This is a genomic window from Desulfofustis glycolicus DSM 9705 (genome assembly GCF_900130015.1).
GTDB classification, from domain to species: Bacteria; Desulfobacterota; Desulfobulbia; order Desulfobulbales; family Desulfocapsaceae; genus Desulfofustis; species Desulfofustis glycolicus.
This window is the reverse complement of sequence record NZ_FQXS01000008.1, coordinates 110,207-126,818: the sequence shown is the minus strand read 5'-3', so window position 1 is coordinate 126,818 and position 16,612 is coordinate 110,207. Positions and strand designations below refer to the sequence as shown.

14 protein-coding genes are annotated in these 16,612 nt (G+C 56.7%); 7 read left to right on the top strand and 7 right to left on the bottom strand.

The genetic code is table 11. The annotated features are described in order from the left end of the window. Positions 1 to 21: 21 nt before the first annotated feature. The 4 genes from BUC26_RS08650 to BUC26_RS08635 all read right to left on the bottom strand — a co-directional run bounded on the left by BUC26_RS08650 (position 22) and on the right by BUC26_RS08635 (position 5,618). The gene (locus BUC26_RS08650; RefSeq protein ID WP_073375212.1) at positions 22 to 1,722 is read right to left on the bottom strand and encodes a nickel-dependent hydrogenase large subunit; all 1,701 of its coding nucleotides are present in this window, start codon (positions 1,720 to 1,722) and stop codon (positions 22 to 24) included. Between the two features lie 63 nt (positions 1,723 to 1,785). Continuing rightward, positions 1,786 to 2,868: a hydrogenase small subunit gene (locus BUC26_RS08645; RefSeq protein WP_073375210.1), complete on the bottom strand. Its 1,083-nt coding sequence runs from the start codon at positions 2,866 to 2,868 to the stop codon at positions 1,786 to 1,788. 382 nt (positions 2,869 to 3,250) lie between these two features. Beyond that, positions 3,251 to 4,579 carry a tRNA nucleotidyltransferase/poly(A) polymerase-related protein gene (locus tag BUC26_RS08640; RefSeq protein WP_073375306.1) on the bottom strand — a complete coding sequence of 443 codons (1,329 nt, stop codon included), beginning with the start codon at positions 4,577 to 4,579 and terminating at the stop codon, positions 3,251 to 3,253. A 43-nt stretch (positions 4,580 to 4,622) separates the two neighbouring features. Continuing rightward, positions 4,623 to 5,618: an NAD(P)H-dependent flavin oxidoreductase gene (locus tag BUC26_RS08635; RefSeq protein WP_073375208.1), complete on the bottom strand. Its 996-nt coding sequence runs from the start codon at positions 5,616 to 5,618 to the stop codon at positions 4,623 to 4,625. 308 nt (positions 5,619 to 5,926) lie between these two features. Here BUC26_RS08635 and hisS point away from each other — a divergent pair, with 308 nt between their 5' ends. Further along, on the top strand, positions 5,927 to 7,177 hold the full coding sequence (gene hisS / locus BUC26_RS08630; RefSeq protein WP_073375206.1) for a histidine--tRNA ligase: 1,251 nt from the start codon (positions 5,927 to 5,929) through the stop codon (positions 7,175 to 7,177). Positions 7,178 to 7,226: 49 nt separating this feature from the next. Then, positions 7,227 to 9,011, top strand: coding sequence for an aspartate--tRNA ligase (gene aspS / locus BUC26_RS08625; RefSeq protein ID WP_073375204.1), 1,785 nt, complete (start codon positions 7,227 to 7,229; stop codon positions 9,009 to 9,011). Positions 9,012 to 9,043: 32 nt separating this feature from the next. On the opposite strand, the gene BUC26_RS08620 is transcribed toward aspS, so the two are convergent. After that, positions 9,044 to 9,310 (bottom strand): hypothetical protein, encoded by a 267-nt coding sequence (locus BUC26_RS08620; protein ID WP_073375202.1) that lies wholly within the window; start codon positions 9,308 to 9,310, stop codon positions 9,044 to 9,046. Between the two features lie 213 nt (positions 9,311 to 9,523). On the opposite strand from BUC26_RS08620, the gene BUC26_RS08615 reads away from it, so the two are divergent. After that, positions 9,524 to 10,087 (top strand): chalcone isomerase family protein, encoded by a 564-nt coding sequence (locus BUC26_RS08615; protein ID WP_073375200.1) that lies wholly within the window; start codon positions 9,524 to 9,526, stop codon positions 10,085 to 10,087. Positions 10,088 to 10,307: 220 nt separating this feature from the next. Here BUC26_RS08615 and BUC26_RS08610 read toward each other — a convergent pair whose 3' ends face one another. Together BUC26_RS08610 and BUC26_RS08605 are read right to left on the bottom strand one after the other, a co-directional pair. Continuing rightward, positions 10,308 to 10,661, bottom strand: a complete 354-nt coding sequence (locus BUC26_RS08610) for a cupin domain-containing protein (RefSeq protein WP_073375198.1) — start codon at positions 10,659 to 10,661, stop codon at positions 10,308 to 10,310. A gap of 112 nt (positions 10,662 to 10,773) precedes the next feature. Beyond that, a complete protein-coding gene (locus BUC26_RS08605; protein ID WP_073375196.1) occupies positions 10,774 to 11,682 on the bottom strand; it encodes a DMT family transporter in 909 nt (302 codons plus the stop codon). A 473-nt stretch (positions 11,683 to 12,155) separates the two neighbouring features. Here BUC26_RS08605 and BUC26_RS08600 point away from each other — a divergent pair, with 473 nt between their 5' ends. The 4 genes from BUC26_RS08600 (at position 12,156) to BUC26_RS08585 (ending at position 16,595) form a co-directional block, all read left to right on the top strand. Then, on the top strand, positions 12,156 to 13,139 hold the full coding sequence (locus BUC26_RS08600) for a dihydroorotate dehydrogenase-like protein (protein WP_073375194.1): 984 nt from the start codon (positions 12,156 to 12,158) through the stop codon (positions 13,137 to 13,139). Positions 13,140 to 13,275: 136 nt separating this feature from the next. After that, positions 13,276 to 14,598, top strand: a complete 1,323-nt coding sequence (gene rsxC, locus BUC26_RS08595; protein WP_073375193.1) for an electron transport complex subunit RsxC — start codon at positions 13,276 to 13,278, stop codon at positions 14,596 to 14,598. Positions 14,599 to 14,691: 93 nt separating this feature from the next. Beyond that, complete coding sequence (locus tag BUC26_RS08590) at positions 14,692 to 15,699, top strand: RnfABCDGE type electron transport complex subunit D (RefSeq protein ID WP_073375304.1); 1,008 nt, start codon at positions 14,692 to 14,694, stop codon at positions 15,697 to 15,699. Further along, positions 15,696 to 16,595: an FMN-binding protein gene (locus BUC26_RS08585; protein WP_073375191.1), complete on the top strand. Its 900-nt coding sequence runs from the start codon at positions 15,696 to 15,698 to the stop codon at positions 16,593 to 16,595. Before BUC26_RS08590 ends, BUC26_RS08585 begins: the two co-directional genes overlap by 4 nt. Positions 16,596 to 16,612 lie beyond the last annotated feature (17 nt).

Here is a 16,612-nt window from a genome sequence, read left to right as displayed (position 1 = left end):
TGAAAGTGTTCTGTCATGCCATTACAGCGCTTTGACTTTCATTACTTCACGGCCTTCCGGATCCAGCATGTGAACGGCGCAGGCAATGCATGGATCGAAGGAGTGGATGGTTCGCAGGACTTCGAGCGGTCGTTCCGGATCGGCGATCGGGTTGGCCAGCAACGAGGCTTCGTACGGTCCGAGTTGATCCTGGGCGTCGCGCGGGCCGGCGTTCCAGGTCGACGGGACGACACATTGATAGTTCTTGATCTTGCCGTCCTGGATGACGATCCAGTGCGACAGGAGGCCCCGTGGCGCTTCATGCCAGCCCATACCCTTTTGCTCGCCTTTCGGGAAGGTCGGCGGGTTGAATATCTCCAGATCGCCTTTGCCGACGTTGTCGACCAGCATATCCCAGTGCTTCAGGGTCAGATCGGCCATCAGCGAACAGCGGACGGCGCGGGCGGCATGGCGGCCGAGGGTGCCGAACAGGGCATCCGGCCCGACGCGAACTCCGGCGATGGTGCTGATCAGGTCAAGGGCGCCGTTGACCCGTTTGACAATCTCGCCATGACCGGAGGCATAGCCGACCAGCATCTGCGAAAGCGGGCCGACCTGCATCGGTTTGCCGTCGAAACGCGGCGCCTTGAGCCAGGTGTAACGGCCGTTCTCGTCGAAAGATCCCGGTTTCGGCTTGGTATCTTCCTCGTAGGGGTGTTTCTGCCAGTCGCCGTCGTACCAGCCGCGGGCAATCGATTCTTCGACGTGGTCGCGGAAGGCAGGATCCTTGAAGTCGTTGAACAGCTTGACGCTGGCCAGATCGCCGCCCATGATGGTGCCGCCGGGCAGATCGAAGGTGGTGGCCAGGGCGTCGGTCGGCATATCCGGGGCGGCCAGGTAGTTGGTGACACCGGCGCCGTAAGGCAGCCATTCGGCATACAGGGCGCCGACTGCGGCCAGGTCGACCAGGTAAACGTTGTTGATGAAATCACGGACCTCTTCGACCAGCTGCCTGATGCGGTAGAGGCGCTCCATGTTGAGGGTGGCTTGGTTGTTCAGGTTGATGGCGGTGGTGACGCCGCCGACGTTGAGATTTTGCACGTGCGGGTTCTTGCCGCCGATGATGCCGAGCGCCTCAGTGGCCTTGCGCTGGTAATCGAGCGCTTCGAGGTAGTGGGATACCGCCATCAGGTTGGCCTCCGGCGGCAGCTTCATTGCGGCGTGGCCCCAATAGGCGTTGGCGAACGGACCGAGCTGGCCGCTCTCAACCAGGGCCTTGACCTTGGCTTTGACTGCGGCAAATCGCTTGGCGCTGTTGCCCGGCCAGTTGGACAGGGATTCGGCCAGGCGCTGGGTGGCTACCGGATCGGCATCGAGGGCGGAGACGACATCGACCCAGTCCAATGCCGACAGGGCGTAGAAATGAACGATGTGATCCTGCAGGGCATGGATGCCCTGGACGAGGTTACGGATGAGCTGGGCGTTGAGCGGAATCTCGAGCTTCAGTGCATCTTCAACGGCACGAACCGAGGCCAGCGCATGAACGGTGGTGCAGACGCCGCAGATACGCTGGACGAAATGCTGGGCATCGCGTGGATCGCGGCCCTGCAGAATGATCTCCAGGCCTCTGAACATCTGACCGGATGACCAGGCATTGGTGACCGCCCCGCCATCGACCTCTACATCTATTCGCAAGTGACCTTCAATCCGGGTGATCGGATCAATGGTGATTTTCTGAGCCATCTGTAAAACCTCCAAAGCTTAGTGGTTGTTTGCAATAATCAATGATCAGCGATCTGCGCGTAATCATTCGCTCCCGTCGGACTTGCCCTTGATAAGGCGTTTACCGACTCCGACAGCAGCGTGGATACCGACTGCGGCAGCAGTCACACCGAGGATCTTGGTGCCGAGTGTGTCGGCATCATCGATGATACCGGATCCCGGAATCTTGACATTGGGGATGCGGTCATAGAACGGTGTCATGGTATCCCAGAAATTTGGCTCAGTACAACCTATACAACCGTGTCCGACTGATACCGGCCAGACGCCGGCCTCATTGAAGCGGGCAACCGGACAATTGGCAAAGGTCTCCGGTCCCTTGCAGCCGACCTTGTAGAGACAATAGCCAAGTTTGTGGTACTCGTCGCCGAATTGCTCGACGAAACGGCCCTCGTCAAAATGGGCGCGACGTTCGCAATGATCGTGAATGCGACGGCCATAGGCGAATTTCGGGCGCTTCAGACCATCGAGGGCCGGCAGACGGTTGAACGTGAGATAGTGCAGGACGGTGCCGAGGAAATTGACCGGATTCGGCGGACAGCCCGAGATATTAACGATCGGTTTGTCGGTGATGATTTTGTCGACACCGACGGAACCGGTCGGATTCGGTTTGGCGGCCTGAACGCCGCCAAACGTTGCGCAGGTGCCGATGGCGATGATGGCCGCGCACTTGGAGGCGACCTCTTTGAGACTGTCAACGGCTGTTTTACCGGCGATTTTGCAGTAAACGCCGTCTTCAGCCAGAGGAATACCACCCTCGACGACCAGCAGGTACTTGCCGGCGTTTGCCTCCATTGAGGCATGCAGAGCCTCTTCGGCCTGGTGGCCGGCGGCGGCCATGACGGTTTCATGGTAGTCCAGGGAGATGATGTCGAGGATCAGCCGGGCCAGGTCGGGGTGGGCGCCGCGGAGCAGGGACTCGGTACAACCGGTGCATTCCTGAAAGTGCAGCCAGATAACCGGGGGACGCTGGCCCGAAGTAGCGGCTTCCACCATTTTCGGGACCATGGCTTCAGAGAGTCCCAGAGCGGCTGCTGCCATGGTACATCCCTTCAGGAAGCCGCGTCGATTCAAGCGCGGATCCAAAGTTTTGTTTACCGTGTCTGCCATATCAACCTCCTATTGCTCAAACGACAAGTTGGCGCGCAAAGAGCGCAGTTATACCGGTACATCGTACCAATACAGTGTGAATATCAAAAAATCCCCCACGTGAGCAGTTGACTGCAGGACGCTCCCTTTTCATCCGGCGACAACTTCGATAGTGGATTTTTAGCCAAAAGGGAAACAAAATTAGTTAATAGAGGGGTTCCAGGTGAATGTCAATTCATTTTCCGGAAATGAGTTTAAGAAATACTTATGATGCAAATAAGAAAAAATGAAACAAGAGGAGTCCGGGGTCCCGTTCGCTTGCGCTATTCAGTGAGCAGAAAAACCAGGCGAGGTTGCTGATCGGTTGTGTCTGTCCGGAGTCGATGATGATGCATGTCTCATACTATCGTTTAAACCCGAAAATACCGCCAGGGTGATCGTCGACAAGGGCCGGCCGACCCTTGCGTCGTGGCGGCTTCTGTGCCGTTCGTGACTCGGTGGGCTGGGACGGCGCCCCGGGACCGCCAACCAGGAACATCTGGTCGGGAACGGTTTGCCCCTGAGTCGCTTCGAGATGGCAGAGATAAAGGAGACGGCATTTGTTGAAATAGCTTTTGCGCCGCAACCATTTAGGCCAGGAATCTTTCTGGCGCTGGGAGATCAAGGTCGGCAGGTGAGTCAGCAGGGCGGTGATTTCCTGGCGGCAGGAACGGGTCAGTCCGAGCGCCGGTCCGACACTCTGGTCGATGGCTTCGCGAATGGCTGTTGCCAGGTGGAAGAGACGGCCGCCTTTGAGCGATGGGTCGAAGATTTGCAACGCGGCATCGGCCCAGGGCAACAGAATAAAGGAGAGCAGCAGAAAATCCGGCTGCCGGTGCAGCCCGGCGGCAACGGCGCTGTTGTTGAGCCTGTCGATGGTACGAAAGATGGCGGTAAGCCGTGGTCGCCAGGAAGCATCGGCGGCACCATCCCGGTAGATTCCGAACAGCGCAAAAAAAACGCCGGAATCGACAGCCAATTCGAACCAGGCGGCGGCACTGCCACAATAGATATCTTTCAGTGTTTCGTCGCGGAGCCGGGAAGGAGGACAGAGCGCCAGTTTGTGGCTGTTGTCGCACATGGCCTGCCAACTGTTTTCTTCGATCTTGAATTGATTCCGAGCGGCGTGTCTGATTACCCGCATCATCCGTACCGGATCCCGGTTGATTCGCTTTTTCGGAGTGCCGATGATCCTGATGATACCGTCCTGCAGGTCGGCAAAGCCGCCGACATGGTCGATAATGGTCTGCTCGTTGATCTCGTAGAACAGCGCGTTGATGCTGATATCCCGGCGTTGAGCATCCTCGCTGACCGTACCGTAGGTGTTGTTTGGCGCCAGCACCGCTTCGGGGCCGTCAAGGTCATGTTCGCTGAGCGAGCGCAGCGTTGAGACTTCGACGATCTTGCCGTATTTGAAGAAAACCTGAACAAGGCGAAATCGTCGGCCGATCGTTCTGCTGTTGGAAAAGATCCGGCGGATCTGGCCGGGCCGGGCGTCGGTACCGATATCGAAGTCCTTTGGGGTCTTTCCGAGGAAGAGATCGCGGACACCGCCGCCGACCAGGTAGCTGGAAAACCCGGCGCTGTTGAGCTTTTTCAATACATAGAGGGCATCCCGGTCGATCGAATCAAGCGAGATACGGTGTTGCTCGCGGGTGATGACGACGGGTTCATGTGGTGAGGTGCTGGACATGACCGGATGATCAGTGGCAAGGGCCTGCGATGAGGTACCGCTATCAGGCACTCTGGCTGGGAGGGGAGAAACCGCGGTTTTCCCGGTAGACGGATTCGGCCTGGCTGACGAATTGACGAAAGATCTCGGCAACCGGCAGGATCGCTTTCATCTTGTAGGTATTTTCACCGGAGAAGAATAATCCTTCCTGCAGATCGCCCTGACGCGACGCGTTCAATCGTTCATTGATGCAATAGTGGTGATCGCATTTCTTCAGGCACAGGTGCTTGCACGATTTGCTGGCAAAACTTACTCCATCGGCCAGCGCCTGGACAAAGGGCGTGCGCAGGGCACGGCCGGGCAGTCCGACCGGTGACGTGGTCAAGACGATGTCGTCTTTTTCGGCACGCAGGTAGGCCTGCTTGAATTCGTCGGACACGTCGCACTCTTCGCTGAGAACGAAACGCGAGGCTATCTGGATACCGTCTGCTCCATAGGCATCCATCATTTCCGCCATCTCGTATCCGTTGGTAATGCCGCCGGCAGCAATGAGCGGTACGGATTTGACGACGTCGCGAATAGGCGGAAAGATAGTGCGCAGCGGCTGGTCGGTGCCGAGATGTCCTCCGGCTTCTTTGGCCTCGACGATGACCGCTGATGCCCCCAGCTTTTCCGCAAGTCTTCCCAGCGTCGGTGAAGAGACGATCATCGCAATGGGGATATTATGTGCCCGGCCGATCTTGAAAATGTCACGGGAGAACCCGGCCCCGGTAATGATCATGTCAACCCCGGCCTCAATGGAGGCAATAACCAGGTCGTAGAAATTTTTCATCGCGTACATAACATTGACGGCGATGATCCCGTCTGTCGCTTTCTTGGCCGTGCGAATGTCATCCTGCAACTCTTCGGCGGGGATTCCCGACCCCCCGATGACGCCGATACCACCGCATTCGGCGACCGGAACCGCTAGTGACGAGGTGGAGACCCGGATGGACATTCCTCCCTGGATGAGCGGAATGCGGGCCGTCAAGTGGCCGATGGAAAGTGATGGTAATTTCATGCTGGTCGGAATTCCTCCTTCTCTGTCGCAAAGCTGAAACTGAGCACCGATAATGCCCCTTGTCCCGATTTTTGTCAAGCGAAGTATCGGGTAAACAAGGCGATAGGAGGGCCCGTCGCCGTCACCGTTGGCGGGCCGATAGAGAGCCGTACCAGAAGATAAATCGAGCAGGATTTCGGGACGATAGTTGCGGCGGTTGGCGGGCGGGCGGGCGCGGCTGGTCCAGCTTGACTTTTAGCATCATTTCCGGTTATTCTTAAAGTTTTTATGAAAAACAGCATCGTAATGAGCGTTATGGAGGTGCAGCGGTGAAGGTAAAGGCCTTGAACGGCTTTAAAGATATTCTCCCGGACGAAGTCGTGCTCTGGCGGCGCATCGAGTCGGTTGCCAGAAGTGTCCTGGAGCGGTTTCATTTTCAGGAGATCAGACTTCCTGTTCTGGAAAGGACCGAGCTGTTTGCGCGTTCGATCGGGGCTGGTACCGATATCGTCGAGAAAGAGATGTACACCTTTGTCGATCGGCAGGAAACCCTTCGTCCAGAGGCGACGGCATCGTTGATGCGGGCCTATGTTGAACACAGCCTCCATGCTGTCAGGCCGGTCCAGCGGCTATTCACCATCGGGCCGATGTTCCGTCGTGAACGACCGCAGAAGGGGAGACTTCGGCAATTTCATCAACTAAGCGTCGAGGTGGTCGGTTCCGCTTCGCCTCGTCTCGACGCCGAACTCCTGGCCATGGGAGCGATGCTGCTCGAGGAACTCGGTCTTTCGGCCAGTCTGGAGATCAACTCACTCGGTTGTCCCGCCTGTCGGCCCGCGTATCGGGCGTTGTTGCTCGACTTCATCGCCGAGCGTCTGGACCGGCTGTGTGACGACTGCTCGCGACGAAGCATCACCAATCCGTTGCGTGTGCTTGATTGCAAAAACCCGACCTGCCGTGCCGAGGTTGCCGATGCGCCGTCGATTCAACAGCACCTCTGTCCGGACTGTGCCGATCATTTAGACAGAGTTCGAAAGGCCCTTGAGCAGCTCGGGATCGACTATTGTCTGAACAAATTCATGGTCCGTGGGCTGGATTACTATGTCAGGACAACGTTTGAGTTTGTCAGCGGCGAGCTTGGCGCCCAGTCGGCGGTTTGTGCCGGCGGCCGTTATGACGGGCTGGTCGAGTCGCTCGGCGGCCCGGCGATGCCGGGGATCGGCTTTGCAGTCGGACTCGAACGCTTGGTTCTGTTGCTCCAGCAGCACGACACGGTGTCGTCGTCGGGACCGTCCATCGACCTGTTTCTTGCCGCTCTCGGCGATGCTGCTGGCGAACGATGTTTCCGGTTGCTGCACGAGATACGCCGGGCCGGTCTGCGCGCGGACATGGATTATGGCGGCAGGAGCCTCAAGAGTCAGATGAAGCAGGCGGACAAGGCCGGTGCGGCCCATGTCCTGATTGTCGGTGAACAGGAACTGGCGCGCGGCAGAGCCCCGATGCGTAACATGATGAGCAGAGATCAAGTGGACGTTGCCCTTGATCACGACGCAATCCACTCGGCCATCGACCGGGGATAATTTAACACAACCGGGTCCGGGCAGGTCCCGGGGTTGGATAGAGACGACTATGGATTCTTTGGGGACAATGCGCAGGACGCATCATTGCAATGAGCTGGGTATCGGTCACGTCGGCGAGAAAGTGATCTTGATGGGCTGGGTGTTGCGCCGGCGCGATCACGGCGGTGTCATTTTTATCGATCTGCGCGATCGCGAAGGGATCACCCAGGTCGTCTTCAATCCCGAGATCAACCCGGCCGTCCACGAAAAGGCGCACCGGCTGCGCAGCGAGTGGGTGATCGCTGTCAGCGGCGTTGTTGATCCGCGCCCGGGCGACATGGCCAACCCGAAACTTGCGACCGGTGAAATCGAAGTGTTGATCGATCAGCTGTTCATCCTCAACACCAGTGAAACCCCGCCGTTCCCATTGGATGAGGACAAAGAGGTATCGGACGGCCTGCGGTTGCAATATCGTTATCTCGACCTGAGAAAGCCGGAGATGACCGCCAACCTGATCGCCCGGCATCGGGCCGTGCAGTCGATCCGTGGCTATCTGAACGCACGTGGGTTTCTCGATATCGAGACGCCGATGCTGACCAAATCGACTCCGGAGGGCGCCCGTGACTATCTGGTGCCGAGTCGGGTCAACCCGGGACGATTTTTTGCGCTGCCGCAGTCACCGCAGCTCTTCAAACAATTGCTGATGGTCGCCGGGCTGGACCGTTATTATCAGATCGTCAAATGTTTCCGCGACGAGGATCTGCGAGCCGACCGCCAGCCGGAATTCACCCAGATTGATATGGAGCTGTCCTTTGTCGATGAAGAGCAGGTTATCGAGATTGTCGAAGGAATGATCGATGCGTTGTTCCGTGAAACCATCGGGCGCGACGTTCAGCCGCCGTTCAAGCGCATCAGTTACGACGAGGCGATGAGCCGTTACGGCACCGATCGGCCGGATACCCGCTTCGCGATGGAACTCGTCGATCTGACCGAGATTGCAGCCGGTTGCGAATTCAAAGTGTTTCGCAGTGCCGTCGATGGCGGCGGCACGGTACGGGCGCTCAACGCCAAGGGGTGTGGCCGTTTTACCCGCAAGGAACTCGACGATTTGACCGATTATGCACTCCAATTCGGCGCCAAAGGCTTGGCCTGGGTCAAAATCAAGGAGGGCGGAGAATGGCAGTCACCGATCGCCAAATTCTTTTCTGCCGAAGAACGGCAGCGTATTGCTGCGGCTCTTGATGCACAGGTCGACGACCTGCTGTTTTTCGGTGCCGACAAGAACGCAACAGTTTTTCAGGTGCTCGGCGAACTGAGAATTGAGTTGGTCCGGCGGCTCGATCTGCTCGACGCGACCGTCTTCCGTTTTGTCTGGGTCACCGATTTTCCGTTGTTGGCCTATGATGACAAGGAAAAACGCTTCCAGGCTCTGCATCATCCCTTCACCGCACCGCGCGATGAGGATATCGAAAAATTGGCGACCGACCCGGGCGCGGTCTACAGTCGCGCTTACGACCTGGTTCTCAACGGCACCGAGATCGGCGGAGGGTCGATCCGTATTCATCAGCGTGATGTGCAGATGAAGGTTCTGCAGGCGCTCTCCATCTCTGATGATGAAGCCCGTGAAAAATTCGGGTTTTTGCTCCGGGCCCTAGAGTTCGGTGCTCCGCCGCACGGCGGCATCGCCTTCGGTCTGGATCGGCTGATGATGCTGATTACCGGCGGCGACTCCATCAGGAACGTAATCGCTTTTCCGAAAACCCAAAAGGCGACCTGCCCGCTGACAGATGCCCCAGACAAAGTAGCCCGCCGACAGTTGACGGAACTTCATATCAGGCCGGACTGGCAGGAATAGCTCGTTTTGCTGGTGCTGTCGCGACCGCCGTTCTACCAGCCATGGGCAGCCAATTGGCTAAGGAACAGGTAGCAGCCGGCCAGGCAGAGAACGGCAACGGCCACCGAGGCGGCTGCGGAAAGCAGAAATTCGCGGTACCGCGGCAACCGTTTGGTCAGGCGTACCAGCCAGATCGGCCTGCCTGCAGGCAGGCCGATTCCTTTAATCCCGTTGGCGATTGCACTCTCAAGGGAACCTTGCAAATTTTTCAAGCTCCCTTCCAGATTTGGCTGTGCCGTCAATTCATGTCCAGGTCTCATGGTGATCCTCCCCAGCGCTCTGTTTTGATATTGTCGCCAGTATATCGCCGGGGGGGTATCACAGAGTGATCACCCCTCTCTACTTTTTTTCTCCTTTGACCGTTTTTTGTTCTTTCGTGACGAGCGACGGGCTAAAACAAGAGACGAGTATCGTTCCCGGTCGGTTGCAGCGACCGGAGAATTTCCGAATTATTGATAACGGGAGGAGGGAGTATGCAAAGAGCAATCATGGTGCTGTTGTTTGTCTTGCTGACTGTGGTTCCCGCCGGGGCGCGTGAGATAGCCGGAGTTGATCTGTCGGAGGAGGTGAAAAGGGATGACGGAGCAGTGTTGTCCTTGAACGGAGCCGGGGTCAGGACGAAATTTTTCTTCAAGATCTATATCGCTGCGCTCTATCTTGAGCATAAGGCGACGAGCGTTGATGCCGTGCTTGCAGACGAAGGTGGCAAGCGCATGGCGATGCACTTTTTGTATAGTGAGGTGAGTGGTGAGGATCTGGTTGAAGCCTGGAATGCCGGTTTTACCGGTAACGGAACCCCGGAGCAACTAGATGCGCTTGCTGCCGAGATTGCCGCTTTCAACCAGCTCTTTACCACTGTCAAAGCTGGCGACACCATTATACTTGATTATCTGCCCGGAGTTGGTACCGCAGTAGACATCAGGGGAGAGCGGAAAGGAGTCATCGCCGGTAAACCGTTTAACGACCTGCTCCTTTCCATTTGGCTCGGCCCTGAGCCGGTCGCGGAAGACCTGCGAGCGGCCCTGCTCGGTTCATAACGGTAGGGAAGCTTGAAAAATTGTCATTTCGCCCAATCTCGTCGTTACACAATCAAATTTTATCCTCGGAATATCGATTTTATATGCCTGTGGTAAAATTTTCTTGCGTGCCTCGATCTTGAACGAAATACCGGATTTTTCAAGCTCCCCGGTAGTCGGTGTTTTGCCTGGTGGTGCCGCTTCCCGCCGGCATCACCAGCGCGGCACCGTTGCCGATCGATCAGAGCTCGGGGGCCCCGGCGGGTATCAAGCAGGCGAATACCAGCTCGGAGTTGGAATTGTTGCGGATCTGGTGTTCTTCATTGCCCGGAATAAAAGCGATCGAACCAGCCGAGACATCCCGCCAGGTACCGCCCTGCAGGACCTGCCCCCTGCCGGAGTGAAAGAGGATTTCGTGCTCCCAGTCATGGGCGTGACGTGGCGTGAAACCATCCGGTTTTATTGTGAATATCCGCATGCAGAAATGGGGAGCACCATCTGCAGCACCGATAGCCACTCTGCCGGTAACTCCTTTGACGTGTTCGCCATTGAAAGACTGCGGCTGGATCTCTTCATAGTTGTTGATGATTTTCATTGTCCTGTGCCTTGTTGTGAAGGTGCCTCGTTAGTGCCGTCGATTTGGCGCCTGGAGTCACTATACGATTTTTGTCCGGATTTTGCCAGCATCGCCGGGCCATGTCCCGGTTTTATCGGGACCGCTTCCCGTAACGGGGCGCGCGTGCGGCGGTCATGCCCAGGTAGATGGCAGCCAGGGTGACGCCGACCCCGAGCCACTGATCAGCGGAAGTGGGGCGGGCGAAGAACAAGACATCCCAGATGAAGGCAAGAGCGGGTTGCAACAGGAGCACCAGTCCGGTGACCGCCGGAGAAACCCGGGGCAGGCTGTTGGCGATACAAGACCAGCCGATGGTCTGACTGAACAACCCGAGGCAGAGGAGCGAACCGATGGGAATCAGGCCGGAAACCCGGAATGAGTTACCGGTCAACCACGTGGCAGCGCCAAGAAAAAAGCTGGCCGACAGTGATACCAGCAGCAGGCTGAAAAAAAAGGACAGTGATCGCTGAACTTGCTGGATCTTTCTCAAAATGAGCAAAAACGCCGAATAGAGAAGAGCAGTGGCGAGTCCGAGATAGACGCCGGTCCGATAGTTTTCCGGCAGAGACGACCAGTCGAAACCGATGATTTGAAATAGTCCGAGAAAAGCGAGGGGCAGAGAAACAAAGAAGATCGGTCTGATCTTTTCACCGAAAACGACAAGGGAGACCAGGGCCATAACGAAGACCTGGAAATTACTGATAATGGTCGCCAGCCCGGGGCCGATGAAAAAGATACTGGCATGCCAGCAGGAAAGGTTGACGGCAAAGCACAGCCCGCACAACACGGTGAGTAGTAACGTTTTTCGAGAGGGGCGCTCAAATTCATCGCGAAGCAGGCAGGCGATGGCCAGAAAGAGGCTGCCGAAAAAGACGCGATAAAAAGCAGATAACGTTGGCGCGGTGCCGGACAGGTTGACCCAAATACCTGAGAAGCTGATACATACAGCCCCGGCGAGGATCATCGTTACTGGGTTTCGGCGGTTATCTTTGCCGGGCATGGAGGGCTGTTAAGATAGTTTTCACAAGAGCGGATATTAACAATGTTCTGCCGGAGTGCAAGGGGAAACCGGGATCGGCCACGCTTTGTTATCAGCAGATTTGATGGCCTGTGTAAAAAAAATGAAACGAAACCGAGACGGCCTGGTAAGACCAGAAAAGAATTGCTGATTCCTTACTATGCTGAACAGTTAAGAAGTGGAAATCAGGAAAAGACGCTTGCTTTTTGACCCACGATTTGTTACCCGGTCAAAAGTAGAAGTTCGGATTGAATATCGATAGAAAACGGGGTGTACGACGTTGTGCAGGGTGTGCGGGACAGGCGGTCCTGCCCTATCGTGTTTAGCCGTATTGACAGCGGGACCAAATCTGCACCGGTGCTCATTCCTCGTGCAGCGCACTGCTTCACCGAAACGGCTTGACCTGATGGGGCAACCGCTTTTCGGCGGCCAGTAAATCAAATGGACGGACGAAGATGACAGATCTGACGACGAACTATCTCGGATTGAAGCTGAAAAATCCCGTTGTCGCAGGCAGCTGCGGATTGACGGGTTCGCTGGTCAAGATCAGGGAACTGGCCGATGCCGGTGTCGGTGCCGTGGTGCTTAAATCGCTCTTCGAGGAACAGATCGAGGCGGACCTGAAAAGCAACCTCGAAGTCTATCAGACCGATTATCCCGAGGCCTACGACTACATCAAGGAGTATACCCGCGACTCCGCCGTATCCGATTATCTCGATTTGATAAGTGATGCCAAGAAGGATTTGGACATCCCAGTGATTGCCAGCCTGAACTGCGTCACGGCTGCCGAGTGGACCAGTTTTGCCAAGAGGATCGCCAAGGCGGGTGCCGATGCTCTGGAGATAAACATCTCCCTGCTGCCCAGTGATCCGCGGAAATCATGCAGTGATTACGAGCAGATTTACTTCGACGTCGTCAACAAGGTCACCGACGGCCTGGCCATTCCGATCACGCTGAAGATGAGCAGTTATTCTTCGTCTCTGGCCAGTCTCGTGTCGCGGCTTTTCTGGACCGGAAAGGTTGGCGGTTTCGTACTGTTCAATCGCTACTATCGGCCCGATATCGATATCGATTCACTGTCTTTAACGTCGGCGGGGGTGCTGAGCGAACCGGCCGAGATAAGTACGCCTCTGCGTTGGGTAGCGTTGCTGTCGGGTATGGTCGAGGCGGATTTTGCCGCATCGACCGGGGTTCATGATGGTGCCGCTGCCGTCAAGCTGATTCTGGCTGGTGCTCGCACCGTTCAGACGGTGTCGGCCTTGTACCGGAATGGTGCCGGCCAGGCGACCAAGATCATCAGCGATCTTGAGACCTGGATGCAAAACCATTCCTTCACCGGCATTGAGCAATTTCGCGGACGGCTTTCCTATAGCTTCGGTTCCGATCAGTCGGCTTTTGAACGAATCCAGTTCATGAAACATTATGCCGGAATCGTCTGAAGATGCTGGTGACAAAAAGTCGTTAATCGACAGGACGGCAGCGAACGGGATCGTTGCCCCGATGATAGTCGGCCTGAAATGGTGCTGTTCAGGCACACCCAGATAGATAACCCTTACAGCCCAAAGTGCAGGTATCATGGTATCCACTCTGACATTTCCAAAAGGCGGTGTGCATCCGCCGGAGTCCAAGGGGCTGACCGAACAGCTGCCGATTCAGGTCATGCCGTTGCCGGCGGAGTTGCACCTGATTCTCGGCCAGCATATTGGTGCCCCGTGCACGCCGACGGTGGCCAAGAAAGCGGCAGTCGGTGAAGGGGATCTCGTCGCTGATGTGAGCAAAGGACTCGGCGTGCCGCTCCATGCTCCGGCGGCCGGCTCGATCAAGGCGATCGCCACGGCGGCCCACCCGATCCGGGTAACCACACCGTCGATCACGCTCGCCGTCGATCGCGAAGCGCAGCCGCGTCAGTGGACTGCCGACCAGTGGCAGCAGTTGACGGCTCAGGAATTGCTGCAGAAAGTACATGATGCCGGCATCGTCGGCATCGGTGGGGCCGGGTTCCCGACCCACGTCAAGCTCAAGCCGCCGGCCGATACTCCGGTCGACACGTTGTTGCTCAATGGCGCCGAATGCGAGCCCTACATTACTGCCGATCACCGGAGCATGGTCGAAAAAGCGGAGGAGATTGTCGAAGGGGCGAAAATTCTACTGAAGATACTCGGTATTAAAACATGCGTCGTCGGCATTGAGAACAATAAACCCGACGCGATCGCCGCAATGACCGCGGCGGTACGCGCCGCAGGCGGCGACGATAGCGACATTTCGGTGGTGACCTTGCAGGTCAAATACCCCCAGGGATCTGAAAAACAGCTGATCCAGGCGATAACCGGACGTAAGGTGCCGGCGATGGCGCTGCCGTCCGCCGTCGGTGTCGTCGTGCACAACGTGTCAACCACCCGGGCCGTCTATGAGGCGGTTGCGCTCGGTAAGCCGCTGATCGAAAAAGTGGTCACCATCTCCGGCCGAGGGATCGTCAAACCGGCCAATCTGCTGGTCAAAATCGGCACCAAGGTCAGTGATATCGTCGAATATTGCGGCGGCATCAGTGACGAGGTGGCGAAAGTGGTTCTCGGTGGTCCGATGATGGGGTTTGCCGTATCGACGCTCGATATACCGGTAACCAAGACGACGTCTGCGGTATTGTTTTTGACCAAAGAGGAAATCGATACCACCCCGCTGTCTTCCTGTATTCGCTGCGGCTGGTGCCTGGATGCCTGTCCGATGGGGCTGGAGCCCAAAGAGATTGGTCTCTATGTCGAGGCGAACCGGCCGGAGAATACCGAACAATTCGGGGTTTTTGAGTGTTTTGAATGCGGCAGCTGCGCCTATGTCTGTCCGGCCAAGCGTCCGCTCGTACAGTTTGTCCGATTGGCCAAGATGAAGGCGAAGCGTTCATAACAGGGCCGGCAGGACATTTCATTAACCAAGGTTGCAAGGAGTAGAGCCATCGAACCGAAAGTGACGAACGACCAGGCGCCGGCTGTTGCGGCCATGTGGAATGTTTCGGTTTCTCCCCATGTCCGCAGTCCCGAGTCGGTTGGCAAAATTATGTGGACAGTGGTGGCTTGTCTGGTGCCGCCGCTCGTGTTGTCGATCTTTGTTTTCGGCATCCAGGTCTTATTGATCACGGCGGTTTCAGTGATCAGTTGCATGGCGGTTGAGGCGATTTGTCAGAAGGCCCTCAACAAGCCGGTGACGGTCAGCGATGGCAGTGCCGCCTTGACCGGTATGCTGATGGCTTTTGTCATCCCGCCCGGGGTATCGTTTCTGATCCCGGTTCTTGGCGCGGTGATGGCGATTTTTATCGGCAAGCACCTGCTTGGCGGCATCGGCTACAACTTTTTCAATCCGGCCTTGCTTGGCCGAGCTTTTCTGCTGGCCACTTTTCCGGTTGCAATGACGTCGGCCTGGCTGCCGCCGCTCACCGACGGAGCGATTTTCTCGTATCTCGCTTCCGGTGTTGATGCGGTATCGACCGCCACTCCACTGGCGGTCATGAAAGAACAGGGCATGGCCGCTTTCCGTGAGGCCTTTGGCACTCCCTCGGAAGTCTATGGCTCGTTCTTCCTTGGCTGGCGGCCCGGGTGCATCGGTGAAACCTCGGGGTTGTTGCTCGTTCTCGGCGGCTTGTACCTCATGTATCGCCGTTATATTACCTGGCATATTCCGGTATCGGTACTCGGCACGATTGCGCTGCTGACCTGGATGTTCGGCGGTGAGACGCTCTTCACCGGTGATCCGTTGCTGGCGGTACTCACCGGCGGCGCTCTGCTCGGTGCGTTTTTCATGGCTACCGACTATGTCACCTCGCCGACGACGAGAACCGCTCAGCTGATCTTTGGTGCCGGCATCGGGGCGTTGACGGTATTGATCAGGATCAAAGGCGGTTATCCGGAAGGGGTCTGCTACGCTATTTTGTTGATGAATCCATTGAGCCCGGTGCTTGACGGCTGGTTCAAGCCGAAACGTTTTGCCCCGCCGGCAGGAGGTGAGAAATGAAGAACTTCCTCACCATAATTTTTCGACTGACCGCTTCCTGTCTGGTCGCCGGTTTGATCATGGGAACCACCTTCGTCCTGACCAACAAGGCGAAAAAAGCCAACGAGCATGCCCGGGAGCAGAAAGTGGTCTTTGCCTTGCTCGGTTACTCGGGGGGCCAGGAGATTCCTGAATCAATGGGCATGCACGAGTTGTATCGCTATGTGGTAACGGATGGTGAAGGTCAGTCCATCGGCTATCTGCTTCCGGTCGGAGAGCATGGTCAGGACGGTGGGTTCAGTTTCGTTCGAATCGGCCTGGACGGTTCTTTTCTCAATCAGACGTCGGTGCCGGTCAGTGAAGAGAACGTCCGGGACCAGGGCGAGCGGGACAAGGCCATTCAGGCCGCACTTGGTGGTGATAAAACGATTCGTTTCACCGATCAGACCATTGTCGTCACCGATCACGGGCAGCGTACCGCGTACCTGCTGTCCGGTAAGTTTCCCGGTTTCAAGACCAATATCGCCATTATCCTGGCCCTTGATCCGGAGTACTCGGTTATCGGTCTCGAGGTCATGGAACATGAAGAGGACCCGGGACTGGGTGCTGAGATCGAACAGGATTATTTCAAGAACCAATTCAAATACAAGCCGTTCGAGAAGATCAAGAGCATCGAAGTCGCCAAGAAACCGATGCCCGATGAGTATTTTGCGGCTCTTGAAGGCAACGTGGACGAAGCGGCTGCCGATGATATCATGCAGCAGTACCGTGACCAGGATATTTACGCCCTGACCGGCGCTACCATTTCCTCGGTGGCCGTCAGTTCCGGGGTCAAGGGGATGACCAGAAAGTTCGCCTATCGCCTCGATCTGCTCGACAACGTGCTTGAGCAACAGCAGATTGCCGTACCTTTTTAAATCAACGAGAGGAACGA

Bases quoted from the DNA above. Each gene is read 5' to 3' on its own strand.
- BUC26_RS08650 (WP_073375212.1), bottom strand. From the start codon at position 1,722: ATGGCTCAGAAAATCACCATTGATCCGATCACCCGGATTGAAGGTCAC.
- BUC26_RS08645 (WP_073375210.1), bottom strand. From the start codon at position 2,868: ATGGCAGACACGGTAAACAAAACTTTGGATCCGCGCTTGAATCGACGC.
- BUC26_RS08640 (WP_073375306.1), bottom strand. From the start codon at position 4,579: ATGTCCAGCACCTCACCACATGAACCCGTCGTCATCACCCGCGAGCAA.
- BUC26_RS08635 (WP_073375208.1), bottom strand. From the start codon at position 5,618: ATGAAATTACCATCACTTTCCATCGGCCACTTGACGGCCCGCATTCCG.
- aspS (WP_073375204.1), top strand. From the start codon at position 7,227: ATGGATTCTTTGGGGACAATGCGCAGGACGCATCATTGCAATGAGCTG.
- BUC26_RS08620 (WP_073375202.1), bottom strand. From the start codon at position 9,310: ATGAGACCTGGACATGAATTGACGGCACAGCCAAATCTGGAAGGGAGC.
- BUC26_RS08615 (WP_073375200.1), top strand. From the start codon at position 9,524: ATGCAAAGAGCAATCATGGTGCTGTTGTTTGTCTTGCTGACTGTGGTT.
- BUC26_RS08610 (WP_073375198.1), bottom strand. From the start codon at position 10,661: ATGAAAATCATCAACAACTATGAAGAGATCCAGCCGCAGTCTTTCAAT.
- BUC26_RS08605 (WP_073375196.1), bottom strand. From the start codon at position 11,682: ATGCCCGGCAAAGATAACCGCCGAAACCCAGTAACGATGATCCTCGCC.
- BUC26_RS08600 (WP_073375194.1), top strand. From the start codon at position 12,156: ATGACAGATCTGACGACGAACTATCTCGGATTGAAGCTGAAAAATCCC.
- rsxC (WP_073375193.1), top strand. From the start codon at position 13,276: ATGGTATCCACTCTGACATTTCCAAAAGGCGGTGTGCATCCGCCGGAG.
- BUC26_RS08590 (WP_073375304.1), top strand. From the start codon at position 14,692: ATGTGGAATGTTTCGGTTTCTCCCCATGTCCGCAGTCCCGAGTCGGTT.
- BUC26_RS08585 (WP_073375191.1), top strand. From the start codon at position 15,696: ATGAAGAACTTCCTCACCATAATTTTTCGACTGACCGCTTCCTGTCTG.